At 61.9% G+C, this 22,426-nt stretch carries 22 protein-coding genes; 13 read left to right on the top strand and 9 right to left on the bottom strand.

Annotated features, from left to right (window positions below; genetic code table 11):
* Positions 1 to 73 precede the first annotated feature (73 nt).
* Positions 74 to 2,947 (bottom strand): EAL domain-containing protein, encoded by a 2,874-nt coding sequence (locus tag FX984_RS18955; protein ID WP_146476919.1) that lies wholly within the window; start codon positions 2,945 to 2,947, stop codon positions 74 to 76.
* A gap of 279 nt (positions 2,948 to 3,226) precedes the next feature.
* Here FX984_RS18955 and uvrD point away from each other — a divergent pair, with 279 nt between their 5' ends.
* The 3 genes from uvrD (at position 3,227) to FX984_RS18970 (ending at position 7,037) form a co-directional block, all read left to right on the top strand.
* Positions 3,227 to 5,410: a DNA helicase II gene (uvrD, locus tag FX984_RS18960; RefSeq protein WP_027608218.1), complete on the top strand. Its 2,184-nt coding sequence runs from the start codon at positions 3,227 to 3,229 to the stop codon at positions 5,408 to 5,410.
* A 189-nt stretch (positions 5,411 to 5,599) separates the two neighbouring features.
* The gene (locus FX984_RS18965; protein WP_146476916.1) at positions 5,600 to 6,496 is read left to right on the top strand and encodes a Tim44 domain-containing protein; all 897 of its coding nucleotides are present in this window, start codon (positions 5,600 to 5,602) and stop codon (positions 6,494 to 6,496) included.
* Between the two features lie 133 nt (positions 6,497 to 6,629).
* Positions 6,630 to 7,037 carry an SMI1/KNR4 family protein gene (locus FX984_RS18970; RefSeq protein WP_017739032.1) on the top strand — a complete coding sequence of 136 codons (408 nt, stop codon included), beginning with the start codon at positions 6,630 to 6,632 and terminating at the stop codon, positions 7,035 to 7,037.
* A gap of 75 nt (positions 7,038 to 7,112) precedes the next feature.
* Here the strand turns inward: FX984_RS18970 and FX984_RS18975 are convergent, their stop codons facing one another.
* Positions 7,113 to 8,876, bottom strand: coding sequence for a cation:proton antiporter (locus tag FX984_RS18975; protein WP_027608216.1), 1,764 nt, complete (start codon positions 8,874 to 8,876; stop codon positions 7,113 to 7,115).
* Positions 8,877 to 9,167: 291 nt separating this feature from the next.
* Between FX984_RS18975 and FX984_RS18980 the strand changes: the two genes are divergently transcribed.
* Positions 9,168 to 9,653, top strand: coding sequence for an acyl-CoA thioesterase (locus tag FX984_RS18980; protein ID WP_003177014.1), 486 nt, complete (start codon positions 9,168 to 9,170; stop codon positions 9,651 to 9,653).
* A 54-nt stretch (positions 9,654 to 9,707) separates the two neighbouring features.
* On the opposite strand, the gene pdxY is transcribed toward FX984_RS18980, so the two are convergent.
* Entirely contained in the window at positions 9,708 to 10,580 is an 873-nt protein-coding gene (gene pdxY, locus FX984_RS18985) for a pyridoxal kinase PdxY (protein WP_065926771.1), read from the bottom strand.
* A 117-nt stretch (positions 10,581 to 10,697) separates the two neighbouring features.
* On the opposite strand from pdxY, the gene FX984_RS18990 reads away from it, so the two are divergent.
* Positions 10,698 to 11,093: a DUF3301 domain-containing protein gene (locus FX984_RS18990; RefSeq protein ID WP_027608214.1), complete on the top strand. Its 396-nt coding sequence runs from the start codon at positions 10,698 to 10,700 to the stop codon at positions 11,091 to 11,093.
* Here the strand turns inward: FX984_RS18990 and FX984_RS18995 are convergent.
* From FX984_RS18995 to dksA, 4 genes are read right to left on the bottom strand one after another with little or no spacing between them, the layout of a single operon-like run.
* On the bottom strand, positions 11,087 to 12,049 hold the full coding sequence (locus FX984_RS18995; RefSeq protein WP_146476914.1) for a CobW family GTP-binding protein: 963 nt from the start codon (positions 12,047 to 12,049) through the stop codon (positions 11,087 to 11,089). The two genes, FX984_RS18990 and FX984_RS18995, sit on opposite strands and share 7 nt — an antisense overlap.
* Positions 12,050 to 12,093: 44 nt before the next feature.
* Positions 12,094 to 12,738, bottom strand: coding sequence for a DUF1826 domain-containing protein (locus tag FX984_RS19000; RefSeq protein WP_092355953.1), 645 nt, complete (start codon positions 12,736 to 12,738; stop codon positions 12,094 to 12,096).
* Positions 12,738 to 13,943, bottom strand: coding sequence for a zinc metallochaperone GTPase ZigA (gene zigA, locus FX984_RS19005; protein ID WP_027608211.1), 1,206 nt, complete (start codon positions 13,941 to 13,943; stop codon positions 12,738 to 12,740). Before zigA ends, FX984_RS19000 begins: the two co-directional genes overlap by 1 nt.
* 27 nt (positions 13,944 to 13,970) lie before the next feature.
* Positions 13,971 to 14,375 carry an RNA polymerase-binding protein DksA gene (dksA, locus tag FX984_RS19010; RefSeq protein ID WP_065937939.1) on the bottom strand — a complete coding sequence of 135 codons (405 nt, stop codon included), beginning with the start codon at positions 14,373 to 14,375 and terminating at the stop codon, positions 13,971 to 13,973.
* 126 nt (positions 14,376 to 14,501) lie between these two features.
* Here dksA and FX984_RS19015 point away from each other — a divergent pair, with 126 nt between their 5' ends.
* Positions 14,502 to 14,870 (top strand): hypothetical protein, encoded by a 369-nt coding sequence (locus tag FX984_RS19015; protein WP_027608209.1) that lies wholly within the window; start codon positions 14,502 to 14,504, stop codon positions 14,868 to 14,870.
* Here the strand turns inward: FX984_RS19015 and FX984_RS19020 are convergent.
* Positions 14,867 to 16,078 (bottom strand): N-acetylmuramoyl-L-alanine amidase, encoded by a 1,212-nt coding sequence (locus FX984_RS19020; protein WP_092355956.1) that lies wholly within the window; start codon positions 16,076 to 16,078, stop codon positions 14,867 to 14,869. The genes FX984_RS19015 and FX984_RS19020 overlap by 4 nt on opposite strands.
* Positions 16,079 to 16,206: 128 nt before the next feature.
* Here FX984_RS19020 and folE2 point away from each other — a divergent pair, with 128 nt between their 5' ends.
* Genes folE2 through FX984_RS19055 form a run of 7 tightly spaced genes read left to right on the top strand, consistent with a single transcriptional unit; the run spans position 16,207 to position 21,826 of the window.
* Complete coding sequence (gene folE2, locus FX984_RS19025; protein ID WP_027608207.1) at positions 16,207 to 17,097, top strand: GTP cyclohydrolase FolE2; 891 nt, start codon at positions 16,207 to 16,209, stop codon at positions 17,095 to 17,097.
* On the top strand, positions 17,094 to 17,762 hold the full coding sequence (locus FX984_RS19030; protein ID WP_027608206.1) for a metal ABC transporter ATP-binding protein: 669 nt from the start codon (positions 17,094 to 17,096) through the stop codon (positions 17,760 to 17,762). Before folE2 ends, FX984_RS19030 begins: the two co-directional genes overlap by 4 nt.
* Positions 17,762 to 18,628 carry a metal ABC transporter permease gene (locus FX984_RS19035; protein ID WP_027608205.1) on the top strand — a complete coding sequence of 289 codons (867 nt, stop codon included), beginning with the start codon at positions 17,762 to 17,764 and terminating at the stop codon, positions 18,626 to 18,628. The genes FX984_RS19030 and FX984_RS19035 overlap by 1 nt, the downstream gene beginning before the upstream one ends.
* 11 nt (positions 18,629 to 18,639) lie before the next feature.
* Positions 18,640 to 19,518 carry a metal ABC transporter substrate-binding protein gene (locus FX984_RS19040; protein WP_027608204.1) on the top strand — a complete coding sequence of 293 codons (879 nt, stop codon included), beginning with the start codon at positions 18,640 to 18,642 and terminating at the stop codon, positions 19,516 to 19,518.
* On the top strand, positions 19,515 to 19,928 hold the full coding sequence (gene hisI, locus FX984_RS19045) for a phosphoribosyl-AMP cyclohydrolase (RefSeq protein ID WP_146476911.1): 414 nt from the start codon (positions 19,515 to 19,517) through the stop codon (positions 19,926 to 19,928). The genes FX984_RS19040 and hisI overlap by 4 nt, the downstream gene beginning before the upstream one ends.
* Positions 19,925 to 20,485 carry a gamma carbonic anhydrase family protein gene (locus FX984_RS19050; protein WP_027608202.1) on the top strand — a complete coding sequence of 187 codons (561 nt, stop codon included), beginning with the start codon at positions 19,925 to 19,927 and terminating at the stop codon, positions 20,483 to 20,485. The genes hisI and FX984_RS19050 overlap by 4 nt, the downstream gene beginning before the upstream one ends.
* 3 nt (positions 20,486 to 20,488) lie before the next feature.
* Positions 20,489 to 21,826, top strand: a complete 1,338-nt coding sequence (locus FX984_RS19055) for a dihydroorotase (protein WP_092355962.1) — start codon at positions 20,489 to 20,491, stop codon at positions 21,824 to 21,826.
* Here the strand turns inward: FX984_RS19055 and FX984_RS19060 are convergent.
* Complete coding sequence (locus FX984_RS19060; protein WP_092355965.1) at positions 21,823 to 22,344, bottom strand: DUF3617 domain-containing protein; 522 nt, start codon at positions 22,342 to 22,344, stop codon at positions 21,823 to 21,825. The two genes, FX984_RS19055 and FX984_RS19060, sit on opposite strands and share 4 nt — an antisense overlap.
* Between the last annotated feature and the right edge of the window lie 82 nt (positions 22,345 to 22,426).

The raw sequence follows: 22,426 nt of genomic DNA on the forward strand, positions 1-22,426 counted from the left end.
TCACTAAATCGCCCTGATGCCCTTTGAATCAGCGGGCAGCTGCCTTGTAGCCATATGGGCGTGCGGACTGTCTTCAGGGAAAATCTGCATTGTTGCGTAACAAATCTGCCAGCCCTTCGGCCTCCATCGGCCGACTGATCAGGTAGCCCTGCACCTCATCGCATCGTTCTGTACGCAGGAAATCCAGCTGCTGCTGATCTTCCACGCCTTCGGCCACCACCTTGAGCGCCAGACCGTGAGCCATCGCAATGATCGCTCGGGTAATGGCGGCGTCTTCCCGTCCCTGGCCGAGGCCGCGAATAAAGGTCTGGTCGATCTTTACGTAATCCACAGGGATACGCTTGAGGTAACTGAGGGATGAATAGCCGGTGCCAAAGTCGTCGATCGCCAGCTTCACGCCCAGGTCGCGCAGTTGCTGGAAGGTCGCAATGATGTGTTCAACACTGTCGAGCAACTGGCTCTCGGTCAGTTCCAGTTCGAGGTATTGCGGGTCCAGGCCGGTCTCTTCCAATACCTGGCGCACCAGGCTGACCAGCTTGCCCTGGCGCAACTGGTGCACCGAGAGATTCACCGACACGCGGATCGGTGGCAGCCCCTGGCGCTGCCACTCACAGGCCTGCCAGCACGCCTGGCGCAGCACGAATTCGCCCAGCGGTACGATCAGGCCCGTTTCTTCGGCCAGGCCGATAAAATCGCCTGGCGGCACCATGCCCCACTGCGGATGCTCCCAGCGGATCAGCGCTTCGGCAGCGTCAAGCTTGCCGGTGGCCAGGCACAGTTTCGGCTGGTAGAACACCGTGAGCTGACGCTCATCGATGGCTTTGCGCAGATGGTTTTCCAGCTGCAAACGCTCCAGGGTGCTGGCTTGCAGGCTGTCGGTGTAGAACTGGAAGTTATTGCCGCCCAGGTGCTTGGCGTGCTGCATGGCCATGTTCGATTGACTGACCAGCGCGGAAATTTCCCGCGCGTTATCCGGCAACAGGCTGATCCCCATCGACGCACTCACCACCAACTCATGCCCTTCTACCGTCACCGGTACCCGCAGCTTGGCCAGCAGCCGCGTGGCCACCCGTGCCAGGCTCGACAGGTTGCCGTAGGCGTCGAACAGCACGGCGAACTCATCGCCGGACAAACGCGCGATGGTATCGGCCTCGGGCAAGGCATTGATCAACCGACGGGCCATCTTTTGCAGCAACTGGTCGGCCACTTCATGGCCCAGGCTGTCATTGAGCAACTTGAAGCGGTCGAGGTTGATATGCAGCAACGCCAGGCTGCGCCCGCCTTGGCGTACACGCTGATGGGCCTCGCGCAGCCGTTCGCGGAACAGCGAGCGGTTGGCCAGGCCGGTCAACTCATCGTAGTGGGTGAGGTAGCGCATGCGCTCCTCGGATTCGCGCCGCGCTGACAGATCGGCGAAGAAGCCCACGATATGGCTGACCTTTCCCCGAACATCACGCACTACATTCAGTTGCAGCCACTGCGGGTACAACTCGCCGTTCTTGCGTGTTTCCACCAGCTCACCCTGCCAGGTGCCATGGCTGAGCAAGGCTTGGCGGATGACCGGGAAGTGGCGCCGGGCATCACGGCTGCTGGGCAGCTCCACGACGTTGCGGCCGAGCATATCGTCGATTTCAAACCCGGTGACACGGCTGAAAGCCTGGTTGACCGCGATCAGCGCGTAATCCGGGTCAAGGATCACGATGCCTTCGCTGGCCGCCTCGAATACGGTCGAGGCCAACCGCTGCTGCTCTTCCAGGGCCTTGCCGGCGCTGATGTCGCGGCGGGTGCCGAGCATTCGAATCACTCGCCCACTGGGTGCACGTTCCACGGCGCGACCGCGGTCTTCGATCCACACCCAGTGGCCATCCCCATGGCGCACGCGGTATTCCACCTGGTAATCCTCAGTGCGCCCCTTGAGGTGCTCCACCAGTGCCCGCTTGAGCAGCGGCAGGTCGTCGGGGTGCAGGCGCGGCTTGAGGTGGCCGAGCATGGCCGTGACGTACTCGGGCTCGAGGCCGAACAGCTCTTTGAGCTGGGTGTGGTGAACCTCATCGGTTTGCAGGTTCCAGTCCCACAGGCCCAGCTCACTGGCTTGCAGGGCCATGGCCAGGCGCGCCTCGCTTTTATTCAGGGCCAGGCTGGCGGCGTCCAGTTCCTGGCTGCGTTGCGCCACGCGGTCCTGCAGGCCGATTTGCGCATCCCGTAGCTCCTGCTCGACCTGACGCCGCTGCTCGACTTCGCGCACAAGATCCTGATTCAGTTGCTCGCTGCGCTGCTGTGCCTGCTGCAGATGCTCGATCAATGCCTGGTTCTGGAAGCGCCGCAACAGCCCACGCTGGATCAGGCGGTTGACCTGCCACGCTACCACGCTCAGGGAGGCCAGCAGGATCAGGCCGAGCACACCCCAGCCCTGTTGCTGCGGGGCGCCATTCCAGAACAGATAGGCAATGGCCGGCACCAGGCACGGCAAGGCAAAGGACAGGAACGCCGGCAGGCTCACGGCGTAGGCGACACTGGCTGACAGCGTCGCCGCCCCGATCAGGCCGAACACCCAGGCCTGTTGGATAAAGCTGTCCACCGGCACCAGGGCAATGGCCGCGGTGGCCAGGGTCAGGCCACTGACCGCCGAGCCGAGCATGAACATGCGCCGCCAGATCGGTTGGGCCTGGCGGCTGGGCATGGCCGAATCAAAGGCCGCCACCTGGATCACGCGCATGGCCACCAGGGCCAGCAGCCACACCAGCCAGACGCTGTCGAGCAGGTATTGCCTGGGGTTCCACAGCAGCCAGGCGCAGACCAGGCCGTTGACTAGCATTAATAAGGTGGGCAGCAACGAGCCCTGATAGAGCAGGCGTGTGCGCTCGACCGCCATCTCGGTAGCGTAATGTTTGCGGATAACCTGCGCGGGCGCCGCCGAGGGGCCGAGCAGGTCGGTGCTGAGAGTCATAGGCAGTGTTCTTATAATGGTGAGCCCGAAACGTCGACGGAGCATACACAAGCAAGCGCTTGGGCCAAACTGCTCCAGATCATAAAAGTCACCCTGTGAACAGCCGCAAACCTTGGGGCCAGACCCCTTGAGCGAGGCCCGGCGCGGGCTGTGGCCCATGACTTACCGGTCATCAGCCCTGCCAGAATGTTTGCCCGGCCGGGACCACGCGAGACGTTTTGCGTCGACCACCCGGCATTGGGATTTGCCCGAGCCCCCTTAGGCCCATAGAATGCGTCGATGCGCGATGATCTCTCTCTTTTGCTGAACTCCCTCAACGATGCCCAACGCCAGGCCGTAGCGGCCCCCGTTGGCCGTCAGTTGGTCCTGGCCGGTGCCGGCTCCGGTAAAACCCGAGTGCTGGTGCACCGTATCGCCTGGTTGATCCAGGTCGAGAACGCGTCCCCGCATTCGATCCTGTCGGTGACTTTCACCAACAAGGCCGCTGCCGAGATGCGCCACCGCATCGAGCAGTTGATGGGCATCAGCCCGGCCGGCATGTGGGTGGGCACCTTCCACGGCCTGGCGCACCGCCTGTTGCGGGCACACTGGCAGGAAGCGGGCCTGGCCCAGACCTTCCAGATCCTCGACAGCGATGACCAGCAACGCCTGGTCAAGCGCGTGATCCGCGAGCTGGGTCTCGACGAGCAGCGCTGGCCGGCGCGCCAGGCCCAGTGGTTTATCAACGGCCAGAAAGACGAAGGCCTGCGCCCGCAGCACATCCAGGCCAGCGGCGATTTGTTCCTGGCCACCATGCGCAGCATTTATGAAGCCTACGAGGCGGCCTGCGCCCGCGCTGGCGTCATCGACTTCTCCGAGCTGCTGCTGCGCGCCCTCGACCTGTGGCGCGACAATCCGGGTTTGCTGGCCCATTACCAGAAACGCTTCCGTCACATTCTGGTGGACGAGTTCCAGGACACCAACGCCGTGCAGTACGCCTGGTTGCGTCTGCTGGCCAAGGGCGGCGACAGCCTGATGGTGGTGGGCGACGACGACCAGTCGATCTACGGCTGGCGTGGCGCGAAAATCGAGAACATCTACCAGTATTCCGAGGACTTCCCGGACGCGGTCACCATCCGCCTGGAGCAGAACTACCGCTCCACCGCCGGCATCCTCAAGGCCGCCAACGCCTTGATCGCCAACAACACCGGGCGCCTGGGCAAAGAGCTGTGGACCGACGGCGGCGAAGGCGAGGCGATCAACCTGTATGCCGCGTTCAACGAGCACGATGAAGCGCGCTACGTGGTGGAAACCATCGAAAGCGCGCTGAAAACCGGGCTTGCCCGTAGCGATATTGCGATTCTGTACCGTTCCAACGCCCAATCGCGGGTGCTGGAAGAAGCCTTGCTGCGCGAGCGCATCCCGTACCGCATTTATGGCGGCCAACGCTTCTTCGAGCGTGCGGAAATCAAGAACGCCATGGCTTACCTGCGTTTGCTCGAAGGCCGTGGCAACGACGCGGCACTGGAGCGGGTGATCAATATCCCGGCCCGTGGCATCGGCGAGAAAACCGTCGAGGCGATTCGCGACCACGCGCGCCATGCCGATGTGTCGATGTGGGAGTCCATGCGCCTGCTCATCGCCAATAAAGGCCTGACCGGCCGTGCTGCCGGGGCACTGGGGGTGTTTGTCGAATTGATCGAGAACCTCGCGGCCAAGTGTTCGGAAATGCCCCTGCACCTGATGACCCAGACGGTGATCGAGCAATCCGGGCTGATTGCCTATCACGAAGCGGAAAAAGGCGAGAAAGGCCAGGCCCGGGTAGAAAACCTCGAGGAACTGGTCAGCGCCGCCCGCGCGTTCGAAAACACCGAGGAAGACGAAGAGCTGACCCCGCTCGCCGCCTTCCTCGGCCATGCATCCCTGGAAGCCGGCGACACCCAGGCCGATGAGCATGAAGACAGCATCCAGTTGATGACCTTGCACAGCGCCAAGGGCCTGGAGTTTCCGTATGTGTTCCTGGTGGGTATGGAAGAAGGCCTGTTCCCCCACAAGATGAGCCTGGAAGAGCCCGGCCGTCTTGAAGAGGAACGCCGCCTGGCCTATGTGGGCATCACCCGCGCAATGCAGAACCTGGTGATGACCTACGCCGAGACCCGACGCCTGTACGGTAGCGAGACCTACAACAAGGTGTCGCGCTTCGTACGTGAAGTGCCGAAGGGACTGATCCAGGAAGTGCGCCTGTCCAACAGCGTCAGCCGCCCGTTCGGCGGGGGCCAGCAGCAGAACTCCAGCAGCATGTTCGCCGGTTCCGAGATTCCGGAAACCCCATTCAGCCTGGGCCAGCAGGTCAGGCATGCGATCTTCGGCGAAGGCGTGATCCTCAACTTCGAAGGCGCCGGTGCCCAGGCTCGGGTACAGGTGAACTTCGCCGAAGGCAGCAAATGGCTGATGATGGGCTACGCGAAGCTCGAAGCGGTCTGAAACATTTGCCTACATGAAGGTTATTGGCCCGCCCTTGTTTTTAATGAGCGCGGGCCAATATCTGTAATACGTCCTACAGACCATTCTGTTTCGGTCTTACGCAAAAGCCCGAAACATTATGTCGCTAGCCACTGTCACTACACCTGTGCAACATGGCGCGCGTGCAATCCACAAATGGGAATTCCCTTTATGAAACGTTTTCTTAGCATCGCCATGGCGTTGTGCATCGGCCTGACGATGAGCCTCGACGCCAACGCCAAACGCTTCGGTGGCGGCAAAAGCTCGGGCGCGGCTCCGACTCACCAGACCAGCCAAATGGCTCCATCCGCCGGTGCCGGCGGTGCTGCCGCTACCGCAGGCGCAGCCGGTGCTGCCGGTGCTGCCGGTGCTGCCGGTGCTGCCGGCGCCGCTGCCAAGGCCGGCGGTGCTTCGCGCTGGTTGGGCCCGCTGGCCGGTATCGCGGCCGGTGGCCTGCTCGCTTCCATGTTCATGGGCGGCGGCTTCCAGGGCATGCAGATCTTCGACATCCTGATCATGGCGGTCATCGCCTTCCTGGTCTTCCGTTTCATCGCCGCCCGTCGCCGCAAGCAGCAGGAGCACATGGCTCCGGCCGGCGCGCCGATGCAGCGTGAAGTGTTCGAGCAGAAGCCAGCCATGGGTTCGATCTTCGGTGGTTCGGCAGCGCCTGCCGCAGCCCGCCCGGTGATCAACGCACCGGCGTGGTTCAACGAAGAGCGTTTCGTCGAAGCGGCCCGCAGCCACTTCCAGTCCCTGCAGCAGCACTGGGACGCCAACGAAATGGACAAGATCTCCGAGTTCGTGACCCCGCAACTGCTGGAGTTCCTCAAGCGCGAACGCGCCGACCTGGGCGACGGCTTCCAGTCGACCTATATCGACGACCTGCACGTGCAACTGGAAGGTGTGGATGATCGCGCCGACAAGACCATCGCAACATTGACCTTCAGTGGCGTGTCGAAGACTTCGCGTTTCGACCAGGGTGAAGCGTTCAGCGAAAGCTGGAACATGGAACGTGCCCAAGGCGACAACCAGCCATGGCTGGTCGCCGGTATCCGCCAGAACGGCTGATACCCACGCGCTTGAGCAAGCCGTAACAAAACCCCGGACCTGTCCGGGGTTTTCTATTTCACGGTTGCACTTATGGCGAGCTACTGTATAAAACGCCCCTATAAACCGCGCCATCAGCAAGAGGATCCCGGCCGTGGAAGAAATCATCGAACAATTGCGTGAAGCCAATGAACCGGTCCCGGTTCCTCTGGAGTTGCCTGACGAAGATCAACTGGTGGAAATCGAGGAACAGCTGTTCATCGACATCCCGTTTGTCTTTCGTGAATTCCTGCTGACCGTCAGCGATGTGGTGTACGGCAGCCTGGAGCCGGTGACCGTCACCGACCCGCAATCCCACACCTACCTGCCGGACGTGGCTGCCAACGCCTGGGATGCCGGTGTTGACCGCAGCATGATCCCGATCTGCCAGGACGGTGACGATTACTACTGCGTCGAAGAAGACGGCACCGTGGTGCTGTGGTCCGGCGAAGAAGAACTCGTCACCGAAGAGACCTGGGAATCGGTGTGGCACTGGGCGCGGGACGTCTGGCTGGAAAGCTGACACCTGACCCCCGTGGCGAACGGGCTTGCGGTGGTGAGCGGGCTTGTCCCGCGCCGGGCCGCGTAGCGGCCCCCACTAGTGCTCCGGCGTATCCTTATGGTTATCCAGCGTCTCCAGCAAGGCGACCTGCATCCGCGTATGCACACGGATGAACCATCGCCAGAGCACGGCCGCCACCGCCGCTGTGACCACGGCAATCAGCACCAGCAACTTGTTGGTCGGCAGAATACTGGCCGACAAGGCTGCCAATAGCACAAAGATCACCAGCAGCGACAAAATCGGGATCAGCTCCGCGATCACCCGTCGCACACGCTGGGTATGTCGCCCGGCCATTTCCGGCTTCACACTCATCTCCGCCAGCAACATCGACAGCGCCTTGAGCTTGCGGTACGCCGCAATCAGGAACGGCAGCGACAACAGCAAGGCCCCACCCCAGATCAACGCCTTCTGCCAGCTTGGATCACTGATCCAACCTTCCAGATACCCACCAATGCGCACCGCGAAAAAGCTTCCAGCGAAGAAAATCGCGATCACCAGCGCCAGGTTCACGCCCACCTGCAGGATGATCTTGCGGATCATCGACGCCAGCATGGCGCCCTCGCCTTGCGGCTGAATACTGCGCAACCATTCGCCGTACATGCCGAATACCCGGCTCAGGCGCTTGGGCATCACGGCGGCGATCTTCAATGACAAAGGGTCGGCGCCGCGAATCAGGTACGGCGTGAGCAGCGTAGTAATCGCCGAAACGGCCACCGCCACCGGATACAGGAAGTCGCTGGTTACCTGCAAGGTCATGCCCAGCGCGGCGATAATGAAGGAAAACTCGCCAATTTGTGACAGCCCCATGCCTACGCGCAGTGAGGTACGGCCGTCATTGCCGGCGATAAAGGCGCCCAGGCCGCAGGACAGCATCTTGCCCAGCACCACAGCCACGGTGATCACCGCGATCGGCCAGGCGTATTGCAGGAGGATCTGTGGGTCGATCATCAAGCCGATCGCCACAAAGAAAATCGCGCTGAACATGTCGCGAACCGGCTCGATCAGGCGCTCGATCTTAACCAATTGCCGGGACTCGGCCATGATCGCACCGATCAGAAACGCCCCCAGCACCATGCTGTACTCCAGTTTGACCACCAGCAGGCAGAAACCGAAACACAGGCCCAGCACGGTGATCAGCAGCATTTCGTTGCTTTCGAACTTGGCCACGTAGGCCAGCAGGCGCGGCACCAGCAAAATACCGATGACCAACGCGACGATCATGAACAGCGAGAGCTTGCCGACCGTGGAGAACACCTCGCCGGAACTCACCGTACCGCTGACGGCGATGCTCGAGAGCAAGGCGATGATGCCGATGCCGAGGATGTCTTCCACAATCAGCACGCCAAAAATAAGTTGGGCGAAGCGCTGGTTTTTCATCTTCAGGTCATTGAGTGCCTTCACGATGATGGTGGTGGAGGAAATCGCCAGGATCGCGCCGAGGAACAGCGAGTCCATGGTGTTCCAGTCGAACCAGCGGCCAATCTCGTAGCCGATCCAGATCATCAGGATGATTTCCAGGAAGGCTGCGATAAACGCCGTGGCCCCCACCTTGAACAGCTTGCGCAGGCTGAACTCCAGGCCCAGGCAGAACATCAGGAAGATCACCCCCAGCTCGGCGAGGGTCTTGATGGTGTCTTCGTCGTGGATCAGGCCGAACGGCGGGGTGTGCGGGCCAATGATGAAGCCGGCGACGATGTACCCCAGCACTACGGGTTGCTTGAGGCGGTGAAACAGGACGGTGACCACCCCTGCCACCAGCATGATCACGGCCAAGTCCTGGATAAAGCTGATGGCGTGCATGGCGAGGGGCTCCTTGAGGGTACTGGCGCTTTTCCCACTTCCGCACGCGCCTTTGAAAAATCGCAAAGTGCGGAAGGAAAAGTCTGCCTTGATCGTAAGAAATGCCCTGAGATGGGCTTTTGAAGGTTAACACCGCGACTTCCGCCGGAAAGCCGGTGCAATATATGGAAACAGATCGGTGAACGCGTGACGGCAAGCCGCCCACCGGCGTCCCGTAAGGGATGGCGCTGCAAAGATCCCAGCACCCGCAGAGGTGCCCCCCAACCAATGCCTACAACCCGTGAGTGTGCTATGGAACCCGGAAACGCCCAGCTGTCGATGACGGTATTGATGACCCCTGACATGGCCAACTTCTCAGGCAATGTCCACGGCGGCACCTTGCTCAAGTACCTCGACGAAGTGGCCTACGCCTGTGCGAGCCGTTATGCCGGTCGCTATGTGGTGACGCTGTCGGTGGATCAGGTGATTTTTCGCGAGCCGATCCATGTCGGCGAGCTGGTGACATTCCTTGCATCGGTCAACTACACCGGCAATACGTCGATGGAAGTGGGCATCAAGGTGGTGACCGAGAACATCCGCGAGCGCTCGGTGCGTCATACCAACAGCTGCTTCTTCACCATGGTGGCCGTGGACGACCAGCGCAAACCCGCTGCCGTGCCACCGCTGCAACCCCATAACAGTGAAGACAAGCGCCGGTTCGTGCAGGCCCAGCAGCGCCGGCAGATCCGCCAGGAACTCGAGAAGCGCTACCAGGAAATCAAGGCTGACGCGCTGTAAGTCCAACCAAAAATGGGGGAGGTTTGCCCCCCTCCCACATTGGGTTCTGTGTACTTACAGGCTGATCGGCGTCGCCTCGAAACGTACGCGAGGATGGGCGATGCGGTCCTGGGCGCGGACCAGTTCCAGCTCGTAACTGGCGCAGGCCTGGGTTTCCAGCAGTACTTCGTGCACCGCCGCGGCCGTGAACTCAAAAGCCGCCAACAGACTGTCGCCCAGCAACACCCGCGCCAGGAACAGCCCCGACGTCAGGTCGCCCACGCCCACCGGCTGGCGCGGGAACGCCAGCAGCGGCCGACGCAGGTGCCAGCTGCCCTCAGCGGTTACCAGCAGCATCTCGAAACCATCCGGCAACTTGCCCGGGTAATCCAGGTGCTTGACCAGCACCGCCTTCGGGCCACGGGCCAGCAATGCCTTGGCCATGCCCAGGCAGTCGAACAGCGATTGCGGCTTGCGCCCGGCAAAGCTGTCCAGTTCCAGTTGGTTGGGGCACAGGAAGTCGGCCATGGCCGCCGCTTCATCCAGCAGGAAATCGCTGACGTCCTGCGGCACGATGCAGCCCTTTTCCGGATGGCCCATCACCGGGTCGCACAGGTACAGGGCCTTGGGGTTGATGGCCTTGATGCGCGCCACACCGGTAAGAATCGCGCGGCCCTGATCCGCACTGCCCAGGTAGCCAGACAGGATCGCATCGCAGTTGCCCAGCTCGCCGATGGCGGCAATGCCTTCCACCAACGCAGGAATCTGCTGCGGCGCCAGCACTTCGCCCGCCCACTGACCATACTGGGTATGGTTGGAGAACTGCACCGTGTTCAGCGGCCAGACGTTCACCCCGACCCGCTGCATGGGGAACACGGCGGCGCTGTTTCCGGCGTGGCCAAAGACCACATGAGACTGGATCGCAAGCAGATGAGGTGTGCGTTTCATGCAGGAGATTTCCGTAAAGCCATTGAAATTCTGGCCGCGCAGTATGCGACTAAACGCAGCCTGTACGACAGACCGACGACACAGTTAAGCTGCTCTCACTTTGTTGGAGTTTTTCGCATGCTGACCCTGGGAAACATCTTCGTGTTGATGCTGCTGGCGACCGGCGCCGCCTGGGTATGGCACAACCACGGCCTGCGAGAGCGGGCGTTGGCGCGGGTCAAGCAGCATTGCGCCAAGCTCGATATCGAATTGCTCGACGGCGCCGTGGCGTTGAAGCGCATCGGTTTTGTGAGGGATGCCAACGGTCGGCGACGTCTGGCGCGTATCTACAATTTCGAGTTCACCGTCACGGGCGAGACCCGTCACAGCGGAACCATCACGCAATTCGGCGCCCACAGCGCGCAGATCGAACTGGCGCCCTACCCGTTCGAGGTCAAGGAAGCACTGCCCAGCGCCAATGTGATCGAGCTGAGCCAATGGCGCCAGGACCACGCCACCAAGAACCGTCAGTAACGGCAGGCGGCCAGTGCAGCCTGCAACGCGGCTACGTCCTGGGGTGCACTGAAGATCAATTCGATACGTGAGTCGCGACGCCATTCGCTGGGTTGCCAGGTCAGCGGGCTGTTATCCACCGCGTTGGCCGAGATCCATCCATCACGGCTGTGGATAACCAGTTTGGCGCGGCGCCACTCAAGGGATGTCAGCCACAGGTGCAGACGCTCGGAATCGAATTGCTGGCTCGGGTGCCAACGCCAACCGATGCTCCAACCGCCCTCCTGGGCCTGGCTCAGGCAGATCGGCACTGCTGGATCGCTCCAGACAGCCGGCAATTGAGCCAGCCCCTTGGGCAGCACGAAGTTATCCACAGCTGCTTCAGCCTGCGCATTCAAGCCTGGCAGTTTGCCGAGAGGCACGTGCGCCTGGCGCGTCCAATAAATATCGCGGTCGGGTAGCTGTCGTTCGACGGCCTCGCGTTGCGCAGCATCCAACCCCTCATCCTTGTTCAACACCAACAGCCCGGCACTGGCCAGCGCTTCCTGCTGCGCTGGCGGCAAGGGTTTGCCCGCTGCCAGCGCCTGGGCATCCAGTACCAACACACAGGGCTGAACCGCCAGCACCTGCTGCCACGGCGCTTCGCGCAACTGCTTGAGCAACTGTGCAGGATGGCCCAGGCCCGAGGGTTCGATAAACAACCGATCCGGCTTGGCCTTACGCAGCAACCGGCCCAGGCCGACCTGGAACGGTGCGCCATTCACACAACAAAGGCAGCCACCGGCGACTTCACCCAGGGCAATGCCATCGTCACCCAGGCTCAGCAATGCCGCGTCCAGGCCGATCTGGCCGAACTCGTTGATCAACACCGCCCAGCGCTCGTTGGCCGGGCGTTGGGCAAGCAGGTGCTTGATCAGGCTGGTCTTGCCGGCGCCCAAGGGCCCGGCAATCACGTGGGTGGGAATGTTCTGCAGCATGGGTGCCATCTTTCGGACCGTGTAGAGGGTTTGATCCTACGCGGTTACGCGAGCCAATCCAGCGTCAGAATCAATCGGCGCTCATCCGCTTTCAGCGCGGGGGAGCGATGGATCAGGCCGTGATCTTCGTTGCCATGCCATTTGCTGCCTTTGAGCAGGGCCACTTCACCGCACTGGATCTGTTCGATGCGCTCACTCGGTTCGGCGTCCGGTTGGCTGAGCTTGCGGCGGTCCATCACCCCTTCGCGCAACCACTGGCTGCCGATGCCGGCATAGGTGGTGATCAGCCGTACCGGCACATGGTCAACGTGAAAACGCGGGCACATGGCTTTATCCAGCAGCCGCAGGCGCACACCGATGCGCTTGGCGCCGAGCAGGCACGCAAAGGCGCTGACCAGCCACGACACATCGGCGACAAAACCTTCGTAGCCTTCAAGATTGCGGCAACTGGATGCCAGACCGCACAGGTTCGGCTCGGCGTCTTCGTTGTTGAGTTCGATCACCAAGGACTCGGCCAACGGCTCATTGAGCGCCACCAGCAAGGCGCCGAACTCGGCAATATGCAACGGCAATTGGCGCTGCCACAGCGCCAGGTTCACTCCGTCTTCGAGAATATCGGACAGCGCCAGCGGGGTTTCACCACAGGTCTGGCGAACCACCGGGCGCAAGGGGATAAGCGGTGCCAGCATCAGGCGGCCTCTTCATACCAGGGACCAAACGGATCAGCCAGCAGGCGCCAACCTTCGACACCCAGGGCCAGTTCTTCATCGGTGAGCAAGCACGCGTCCAACTCGGCACGCATCCGCGCGAAGTCGATGTTTTGTCCGATAAACACCAGTTCCTGACGGCAGTCGCCGGTACTGAGCTGCCAGTTGCCCATGATGGCGGCGACGCTTTCTTCGTCCTGGGGCCATTGGCTTTTTGGCACAAAGCGCCACCAGCGTCCGGCAAAGCCATGGCGCATCAAGCCACCGGCCTGGGACCAGCTGCCCGCATCCTGGTGCTTGCTGGCCAGCCAGAAAAAGCCCTTGGAACGCAGCAATTTGCCGTTGACCCAAGGCCGGTCGATAAAGTCGAAGAAGCGTTGCGGGTGGAAGGGCCGACGTGCGCGGTAGGCCGTGGAGGCGATGCCGTACTCTTCGGTTTCCGGTACATGTTCACCCCGCAACTCCTGCAACCAGCCCGGCGCCTGCGCGGCACGTTCGAAGTCGAAGCGGCCGGTGTTGAGGATCTTGTGCAGCGGCACCTCGCCCATGACCATCGGGATGATTTCCGCCTGGGCGTTGAGACGTTCAAGGATCGCCATCAGTTCCTCGCGCTCATGGCTGCTGATCAGGTCGATCTTGCTGATCAGGATCACATCGGCGAATTCGATCTGCTCGATCAACAGGTCGGTGATCGAGCGTTCGTCTTCCTCACCGAGGGTTTCGCCCCGTGAGGCTAGGCTTTCGGCAGCCTGGTAGTCGATCAGGAAGTTCATGCCGTCGACCACGGTGACCATGGTGTCCAGGCGCGCGATGTCGGCCAGGCTTTGCTCGTTTTCATCACGGAAGGTGAAGGTTTCAGCCACCGGCAACGGCTCGGAGATACCGGTGGATTCGATCAGCAGGTAATCGAAGCGACCTTCCTTGGCGAGTTTTCCGACTTCTTCGAGCAAGTCTTCACGCAAGGTGCAGCAGATACAGCCGTTGCTCATCTCCACCAGTTTTTCTTCGGAACGGTTGAGGGTAACGTCGCGCTGCACCTCGCTGCCGTCGATGTTGATTTCGCTCATGTCGTTGACGATCACCGCCACGCGCAGGTTTTCGCGGTTGCGCAGGACGTAGTTGAGCAGCGTGCTTTTACCGGCGCCGAGAAAGCCGGACAACACGGTAACGGGGAGACGATTGGGCATCAGGTAATCCTCATCAGGGTTGGCCGGTCAAATCGCCCGTTTATGGCGTTCGCGCAGCTCTTGACGTTCTTTGGCTTCGATACACAGGGTGGCGGTGGGACGCAGCAGCAGGCGTTGCAGGCCGATGGGCTCACCGGTTTCGCGGCACCAGCCGTATTCGCCGCGGGCGAGCAGTTCGAGGGCGTCGTCGATTTTGTCGAGCAGCTTCTTTTCCCGCTCCAGCAAGCGCAGTTGCCACTGGCGCTGTTCTTCGGCGCTGCCCACATCGGCCGGGTCGCTGTTGGGCTCCTGCTCGCGCAGCACCAGGAATTCGCCCTCGATGCGCGCTTGAAGTTCATGGCGCTGAGTCAGCAGCAGTTCGCGGAAAAAGCCCTGCTGGGCTTCATTCATGTAGTCGGCGGGCGGTTGGGCCAGCAGGTCTTGTTCGGTCATGGGGAGCGGTTCACGGGTCAGGCTGTGCATTTATGTTATAGTATAACAATACAAATAAGCCAATCCCCCTTGCTCATTACGATGAAGGGCGCAATGCTTGAACACTTCCCAGCCCCGAGCCCCCCTATGAAATACCTGGTGTGCGCCCTGTTACTGGCAGTCGCAGGGCCTGCCTGTGCCCAAGCGCCAAGCTTGCTGGCCACGTGCACGCGCAGCGCCAACCTGTTGGCCTGTGTGGACCCCCTGGGCAATGCCTACAGCGTGGCAACGGTGGGCACCACCACGTATTTGCGTGGTTTCGAGGTGATCGGGAAACGTTATTGGGCACAAACCAACAGCCGCTACGGGCAACTGACGTTCTTTACCGGCCTGGCGTCGGATGGAGAGGCATGGGTTGGCTACACGCGGCGGGTGGGCTGGACCACGATCAACCGGTTTTCCAGCTCCGGGGGTGCCACTGCCAAATTCACGTGCAGCCGAATTACCGGCTGTTAGGCCTGGGCATTCTTCTGTTCCTGAACCCAGGCCATATAGCTGTTCATCGGCGGGTTCTTCTGGAAGTAATTTTTCAGGCCTTCGAACAAGCCATCCGCAACCGCTTGTTGATGACGCGCCGTCACCAGGCGCTGGGCGTCCTGGGCATTGGAGATAAAGCCGGTCTCCACCAGGATCGACGGCACGTCCGGTGACTTGAGCACCGCGAACCCCGCCTGTTCCACACGCTTCTGATGCAGGCTGGTGATGCTTTGCAGACTCCCCAGCACCGAGCTGCCCAGTTGCAGGCTGGAGGCGATGGTGGCGTTCATCGACATATCAAGAATCACCCCGGCCAGCATCGGGTCCTTATCCTTGAGGTTGAGCAAGGTGGTGGCGCCCAGCAAATCCGCGCCGTTTTCACGCTGGGCCATAAAGCGCGCCGTGGCCGAGGTCGCGCCGCCCTCCGACAGCGCATACACCGAGGCGCCCGAGGCCGTGAGCCGTGGCGCGGCATCGGCATGCACCGAGATGAACATATCGGCCTTGTGCTGACGGGCGATGTCCACACGCTTGCGCAGCGGCACAAAGAAGTCGTCGTTACGTACCAGTTTCACGTCAAAACCCTTTTCGCGCTTCAAGCGCTTGGCCAGCAGTTGGGCGATAGACAGCACCACGTCTTTTTCGCGCTGGCCCTTGGACCCGACAGCGCCGGGGTCTTTGCCGCCGTGGCCGGGGTCGACCACCACGATAATGTCGCGCTTGGGGTGCGCCTTGTTCACCGCGGCCACCAAGGGCACCGCCTCAGCCGCGATTTGACGCGGTGCACGGGTGGCGCTGGTCAGGTCCAGCACCAGGCGATGCCCCTGCCCGTCCTGAGGCGGCAATACAAAGCTGTTGAGCTGCATCGGCGCGGCAAGGTCGAGCACGATGCGCGTATCCGCCTTGCCGAAATGCCCCGAGCGAATCGAGGTGATCCCGCTGTTCTTCAGCTCAAGTTGAGAAAAGTCACCACTGAGACCCGCGCCGCTCAGGTCGATGATCACGCGTTCCGGAGCAGTCAGGGAGAAGGTCTTGTATTGCACTGGGCCGCTAAGGTCGAACACCAGGCGCAGCTTGTCGTCCGAACGCCACAGGCGTGCATTGCGGATCTGGGTCGCGTGGGCGGCGAACGGCAAAGCAAATAAAGGGCTGGCCAGGAGCAGGTTGAGGAGCTGACGTCTGTGCATGACAAATACCGCAAATGGAGGAGCGTCCGTACTCCACATGAGTGAAAAAAGGCCGGGGCAGAAAATTCATCGTCGACTCTATTGTTATACTATAACATGTCGAATTATTTCCAACGATGGACCTGCTTATGAATGCGCTGACTCTGCCGGATATTGCCGCGCAGGCTTCACGCCAAGCCTTGCCACTCGACTGGGTGGGCATGTGCGGCATCGCCCTGCCGATCCTCATTGACGGCCAACGCCTGAGCGCCAGCGCCGATGCCGGCGTCAGCCTGGACGATGGCGCCGCCCGTGGCATTCATATGTCACGCCTGTACCTGGCACTGGAGATGCTCGAACAGCAGCCCGTTACGCCTGCACTTCTGCGCAATGTACTGCAGCGGTTTCTCGACAGTCATGAAGATTTATCTAAGAACGCCTACCTGCGTCTGCACACGAATTTACTGCTGAAACGCCCAGCACTGGTCAGCCCATTGGCCGGCTGGAAGGGCTACCCGGTGAGCATCGAAGCGCGCCTGGAAAACCAGATGTTCCACGTGGAACTAAAAATTGACGTTACCTATTCTTCAACCTGCCCCTGTTCCGCCGCCCTCGCCAGGCAATTGATTCAGCAGCAATTTCTCCAAGACTTCGGTAACACGCCGTTGCAGCATGAAGACGTGCTGTCCTGGCTCGGCAGCGCCAACGGTATCGTCGCCACGCCCCACAGCCAGCGCAGCAGCGCGCAGTTGCACGTGCACCTGCAAGGCGAGCATCTGGCGCTGACCGAGCTGATCAACGCTGCCGAAGCCGCCCTCGGCACCGCCGTACAAACCGCCGTAAAACGCGCGGACGAACAAGCCTTCGCCCTGGCCAACGGGCAGAACCTGATGTTCTGCGAAGACGCCGCCCGCCGCCTTAACCTCGCCTTGAAACGCTCGGATGCGGTCAAAGCCTTCCACCTCAAAGTGATCCACGCCGAAAGCCTGCACGCGCACGATGCCGTGGCTGAAAGCCGCTGGACGAGAAACCCTGCATGATCACCTGCACCGCTTTACGCTGGGGCGCCCCTGGCCAACCGCTCACTCCCGCCGTGGATTTCACCCTGGAAAAAGGCAGCCTCACCGGCGTGATCGGCCCCAACGGCTGCGGCAAAAGCAGCCTGCTCAAAGTCATCGCCGGCTTGCAAAAACCGTTGGCGGGCAAAGTGACCGTGGATGTTCCACGCCGAGGTGGCCTGTCGTTCCTGCCGCAGCAACAGCACCTTGACCGCCAGTTCCCCATCAGCCTGCAAGAACTGGTCGCCGCCGGCTTCTGGGGCACGCGCCTCACCCCGCAGCAAAGAAGCGAGCGCCTGCAAAAAGTGTTGGAAGACTGGTGCCTCAGTGGCCTGGAACAGCGCCCGCTGATGGCGTTGTCAGGCGGCCAACTACAACGCGCATTGCTCGCTCGCATGAGCCTTGCCGAGTCGCCAGTGTTACTGCTTGACGAGCCCCATGCCGCTCTGGACGAAGAAGGCCAGGCGCTGTGCTGGAGCCATATCCACGCCTGGCACGCCGAAGGCCGGACATTGGTGGTGGTGTGCCATGACCTGGCTTCCGTACGCCAACACACCCAACAAGTGGTGCAGATCAAAAGCAGCGGCTGCGTGTTCGGTTCCAGCAAAGAGTTGATCCGCCCGCAGCCGCACATGCAGGTGGCCTGATGCACTTCGCCGCCCACCTGTGGATGCCTTTCCTCGACTTCGTCTTCATGCGTCGCGCCCTGATCGGCGGGCTGGTGCTCGCCTGCAGCACCGCTCCGCTCGGCGTATTTCTGATCCTGCGCCGCATGAGCCTGATCGGTGACGCCGTCGCCCACGGCATATTGCCCGGCGCCGCACTGGGCTTCTGGTTCGCGGGCTTGAGCCTCCCCGCGCTGACCATCGGCGGCCTGGGCGCTGGCCTGGGCATGGCCGGCCTGTCGGCGTGGATCACCCGCCGCACCGGCCTGCGCGAAGATGCCAGCCTGGCGGCTATCTACCCCATCTCCCTCGCCGCCGGCGTGTTGATCCTGGGTCTGGCCGGCAAGCGCCTGGACCTGCTGCACCTGCTGTTCGGCTCGGCCCTGGCCGTCGACGAAACCACCCTGACCGGCATGCTCTGGGTTTCCGGGTTCAGCCTGATCGCCATGGCGCTGATCTACAAACCGCTGCTGCTGGACACCCTCGACCCGCTGTTCCTGCAAACCGTCAGCCGCCTTGGCCCCCTGGCCCACGGCTTGTTCCTGACCCTGGTGGTCCTGAACCTGGTGATTGGCTTCCAGGCCATCGGCGCCTTGATGGTGGTGGGTTTGATGATGCTGCCGGCCATCGCTTCACGCTTCTGGAGCCGGCGCCTGCCGGTGTTGATCGCGGTATCGGCGGTGCTGGGATGCCTGTCGGTGTGGTTGGGTTTATTGCTGTCGTTCTACTTCTCGCTGCCCAGCGGCCCGGCGATTGTGCTGGTGGCTGGCGGTGGGTACCTGCTGTCCGTGGTCTTCGGTCCGGTGCACGGCTTGCTGCGCCGCCCGCCTTTGCTTACATCCCAATGAGGTGTTTCCCGATGCGCGCTCTACTCGTGCTGTTCAGTCTGCTGCTGCCGTTGTCGATGGCCCAGGCCGCCGACAAACTCCAGGTGGTTACCAGCTTCAGTATTCTCGATGACATCACCCACCAGATCGGTGGCGACCACATCCAGATCAGCAACATGGTCGGCCCCGACGCCGATGCCCATACCTACGAACCCACCCCTGACGACGCCAAGGCGCTGCTCAAGGCCAAGCTGATCATCAAGAACGGCCTGGGCTTCGAGCCGTGGCTGGACCGCCTGGTGACCAGCACCGAAACCAAGGCCACGGTGGTCACCGCCAGCAAAGGCGTGATTTCCCACACCATGGAGGAAGACGGCGAAACCATCCCCGACCCGCACGCCTGGCACAACCTGGCCAACGCCGAAATCTATGTGAACAACATCACCAAGGCGCTGGTGGCTGCCGACCCGGCCAACAAGGCCGACTACCTGCGCAACAGCCAGGCCTACCTGAAAGAAATCTACCGCCTGCTGGCCGAAGCCAAGACCAAGTTCGGCGCGCTGCCGCCGGGTAACCGTCGCATCGTTACCTCCCATGACGCCTTCGGCTACCTGGGCCAGGCCTATGGCATCCAGTTCCTCGCGCCGCAAGGCCTGTCCACCGAACGTGAACCGTCGGCCGCCGAAGTCGCAGCGCTGATCACCCAGATTCGCAAGGACAAGGTCAAGGCCGTATTCATGGAAAACATCAAGGACTCGCGCCTGCTCAAACAGATCGCCGATGAAAGCGGCGCGCAGATTGGCGGCACGCTGTACTCCGACGCCCTGGCCGCAGAAGGGCCGGCGAGTTCCTTCACCGGGCTGTTCGAGTACAACCTCAACACCCTGTGCGCAGCATTGAGCAAGCCATGACCCTGAGCATGCTCGAACTGGAAGGGGCTGCCGTCGGCAGCCGCTTTCCACTCGCCGCCGTGCTCGACGCCCTGCCGTGGAACAGCGACGGCCTGATCGCCGCCATCGCCCAGCAACACGGCAGCGGCGAAGTGCTGATGCTGGCCTGGATGAACCGCCAGGCCCTCAACGAAACACTGGCTACCGGGCAGGTCTGCTATTGGTCGCGCTCGCGTCGACAGCTGTGGCGCAAAGGCGAAAGCTCCGGCCACTGGCAACAGTTGGTGGAAGCGCGCCTGGATTGTGACGGCGACGCGGTACTGCTGATCGTCGACCAGCAAGGCCCGGCCTGCCACACCGGCCGCCCCACCTGTTTCTACAACGCCATCGACGGCGCCTACGTTCACATCATGACGGAGCCAGTTGCATGATCCGCAAGAACCCTTCCGGCGATCTGCCGGTGATTGCCGAATCGGCCTACGTCGACAAGACCGCGATCATCTGCGGCAAAGTCATCATCGGCGAGAACGTGTTTGTCGGCCCCTACGCCGTGATCCGCGCCGACGAAGTCGACGCCGGCGGCGCCATGGACCCGATCACCATCGGCGCCAATTCCAACATCCAGGACGGCGTGGTCATCCACTCCAAGTCCGGCGCCGCCGTGACCATCGGCGAATTCACATCCATCGCCCACCGCTCCATCGTCCACGGCCCCTGCACCGTCGGCGACCGGGTGTTTATCGGTTTCAACAGCGTGCTGTTCAACTGCGCCGTCGGCGATGGCTGCGTGGTACGCCACAACTCGGTGGTCGACGGCCGTGATTTGCCCGCCGCCTTCTACGTACCCTCCACCACCCGCATCGGGCCGAATACCGACCTGTCGCAATTCCCGCCGGTGAGTGTCAGCGCCTCGGAGTTTTCCGAAGACGTGGCACGTACCAACGTCGACCTGGTGCGCGGTTACAAAGCCCTGCAAAACGAGTTCTGAGCCATGAGCCGCCTGCTGATCCGCAACGCCCGCCTGGTGAACGAAGGCGAGGAATTCGACGCCGACGTGCTGGTCGCCCATGGCCGTATCGAAAAGATCGCCAGCAGCATCGGCGGGAACGCCGCGCCCGTGTCCATCGACGCCCAAGGCCAGTGGCTGCTGCCGGGCATGATTGACGACCAGGTGCACTTTCGCGACCCCGGCGCGCCGGACAAGGGCAGCTTCTACAGCGAGTCCCGCGCAGCGGTAGCCGGCGGCATCACCAGCGTCATGGACATGCCCAACACCAACCCGGCCACGCTGAACCTGGAAGCCCTGGCCGATAAAAAGCGCCGCGCGGCCCTGCACTCGGTGGCCAACTACGGCTTTCACTTCGGGGTCAGCAACGACAACCTCGACACCGTCGCCGCCCTCGACCCGCGCGAAGTGGCCGGGGTCAAAGTGTTCATGGGCGCCTCCACCGGCAATATGCTGGTGGACGACCCACGGATCCTGGAACGGCTGTTTGCCGAAGTGCCGACCATTCTGCTGGCCCACTGCGAACACACGCCGAGCATCCAAGCCAACGAGCAGCGCATGCGTGAGCGCTTTGGTGACAGGATCCCCGCCGTCGCCCACCCGCTGATCCGCGATGCCGAAGCATGCTATCGCTCATCCTCCTTCGCGGTGGAACTGGCCAAGCGTCACGGCACGCGCCTGCATGTACTGCACCTGACCAGCGCCCGCGAGTTGGTATTGTTCGAAGACAAACCCCTGGCGCAAAAACGCATTACTGCTGAAGTCTGCGTGCACCACCTGCTGTTCGATGACCGTGACTATCACCGCCTCGGCCACCAGATCAAATGCAACCCGGCGATCAAGACCCGCGCCGACCGCGACGCCCTGCGCCTGGCCTTGCTGAGTGATCGTCTGGATGTAATAGGTACTGACCATGCGCCGCATACCTGGGCGCAAAAACAGTTGGAGTATCGTGAAGCGCCCGCGGGTCTGCCCCTGGTGCAACACGCGCTGCCAGCGTTGTTGGAATTGGTCGCCGATGGGCTGCTGCCCCTGACCACCCTGGTGGCCAAGACCAGCCACCGTGTCGCCGACCTGTTTGCCATCCCGGACCGGGGTTACCTGCGCGAAGGGTATTGGGCCGACCTGGTGCTGATCAAACCGGAGCCCGAAGGAAAACCGGTCAGGGACGAGCCGATTCTTGCCCGCTGCGGCTGGACGCCGTTCGCCGAACGCAGCTTTCGCCACAGCGTGAGCACCACCCTGGTCTCCGGCCACCTGGCCTGGCACAACGGCCAGGTGGTCGATAGCTGCCAGGGTTTACCGCTGTACTTTCTGCGTTAAGCGCGAGGCTTGACCGTGCCGCAATCGGTGCCCAGCCATTGGGCGTGGGTATCCAGGCTGCCCTTCTGTTGAACGCCGGTGGCATTGAAGGTGCCGTTGACGGTGGTGGTGAATTCTTTCTGGCTCTGGAAGGTAGCGACGCCGGTGCCCTGGGCTTTCGGGCAACTGAAACGGAATTTCCACTGGTTACCGGTCTTGTCGGTCACTTCCTGTTTGCAGCCCGATTGCGGGTCGGTCAGGGGGATCGAATCAGAGGCGACTTGTGCCGGGGTGAGGCACACCTGCACGCCTTTGCCGGCCATGGTGATGCCTTGTTTTTCCAGCATGGCGCGCTGTTCGGGGGTCATCTGTTGCTTGAGCTGGCCGAGGATCAGCGACAGGTCCGGCAGGTCCTGGTTATCGACTTTCATATTGCTGGTGGTCAATTCCCACAAGCCCGGCGCCAGCATCTGCGCCTGCGCTGCCACCGGCAACGACAAACCAACAACCATGGCCAAACCAAGCAGACGAGCATTCATCGGGTAACTCCTGGGCAATTGTGGGCGTTAGACGCCGCAAAAGTGCCAGTGTTGCACGGCAAATAAAATAGCGACATTCGCC

The organism is Pseudomonas marginalis, from assembly GCF_008692035.1.
GTDB classification, from domain to species: Bacteria; Pseudomonadota; Gammaproteobacteria; order Pseudomonadales; family Pseudomonadaceae; genus Aquipseudomonas; species Aquipseudomonas marginalis.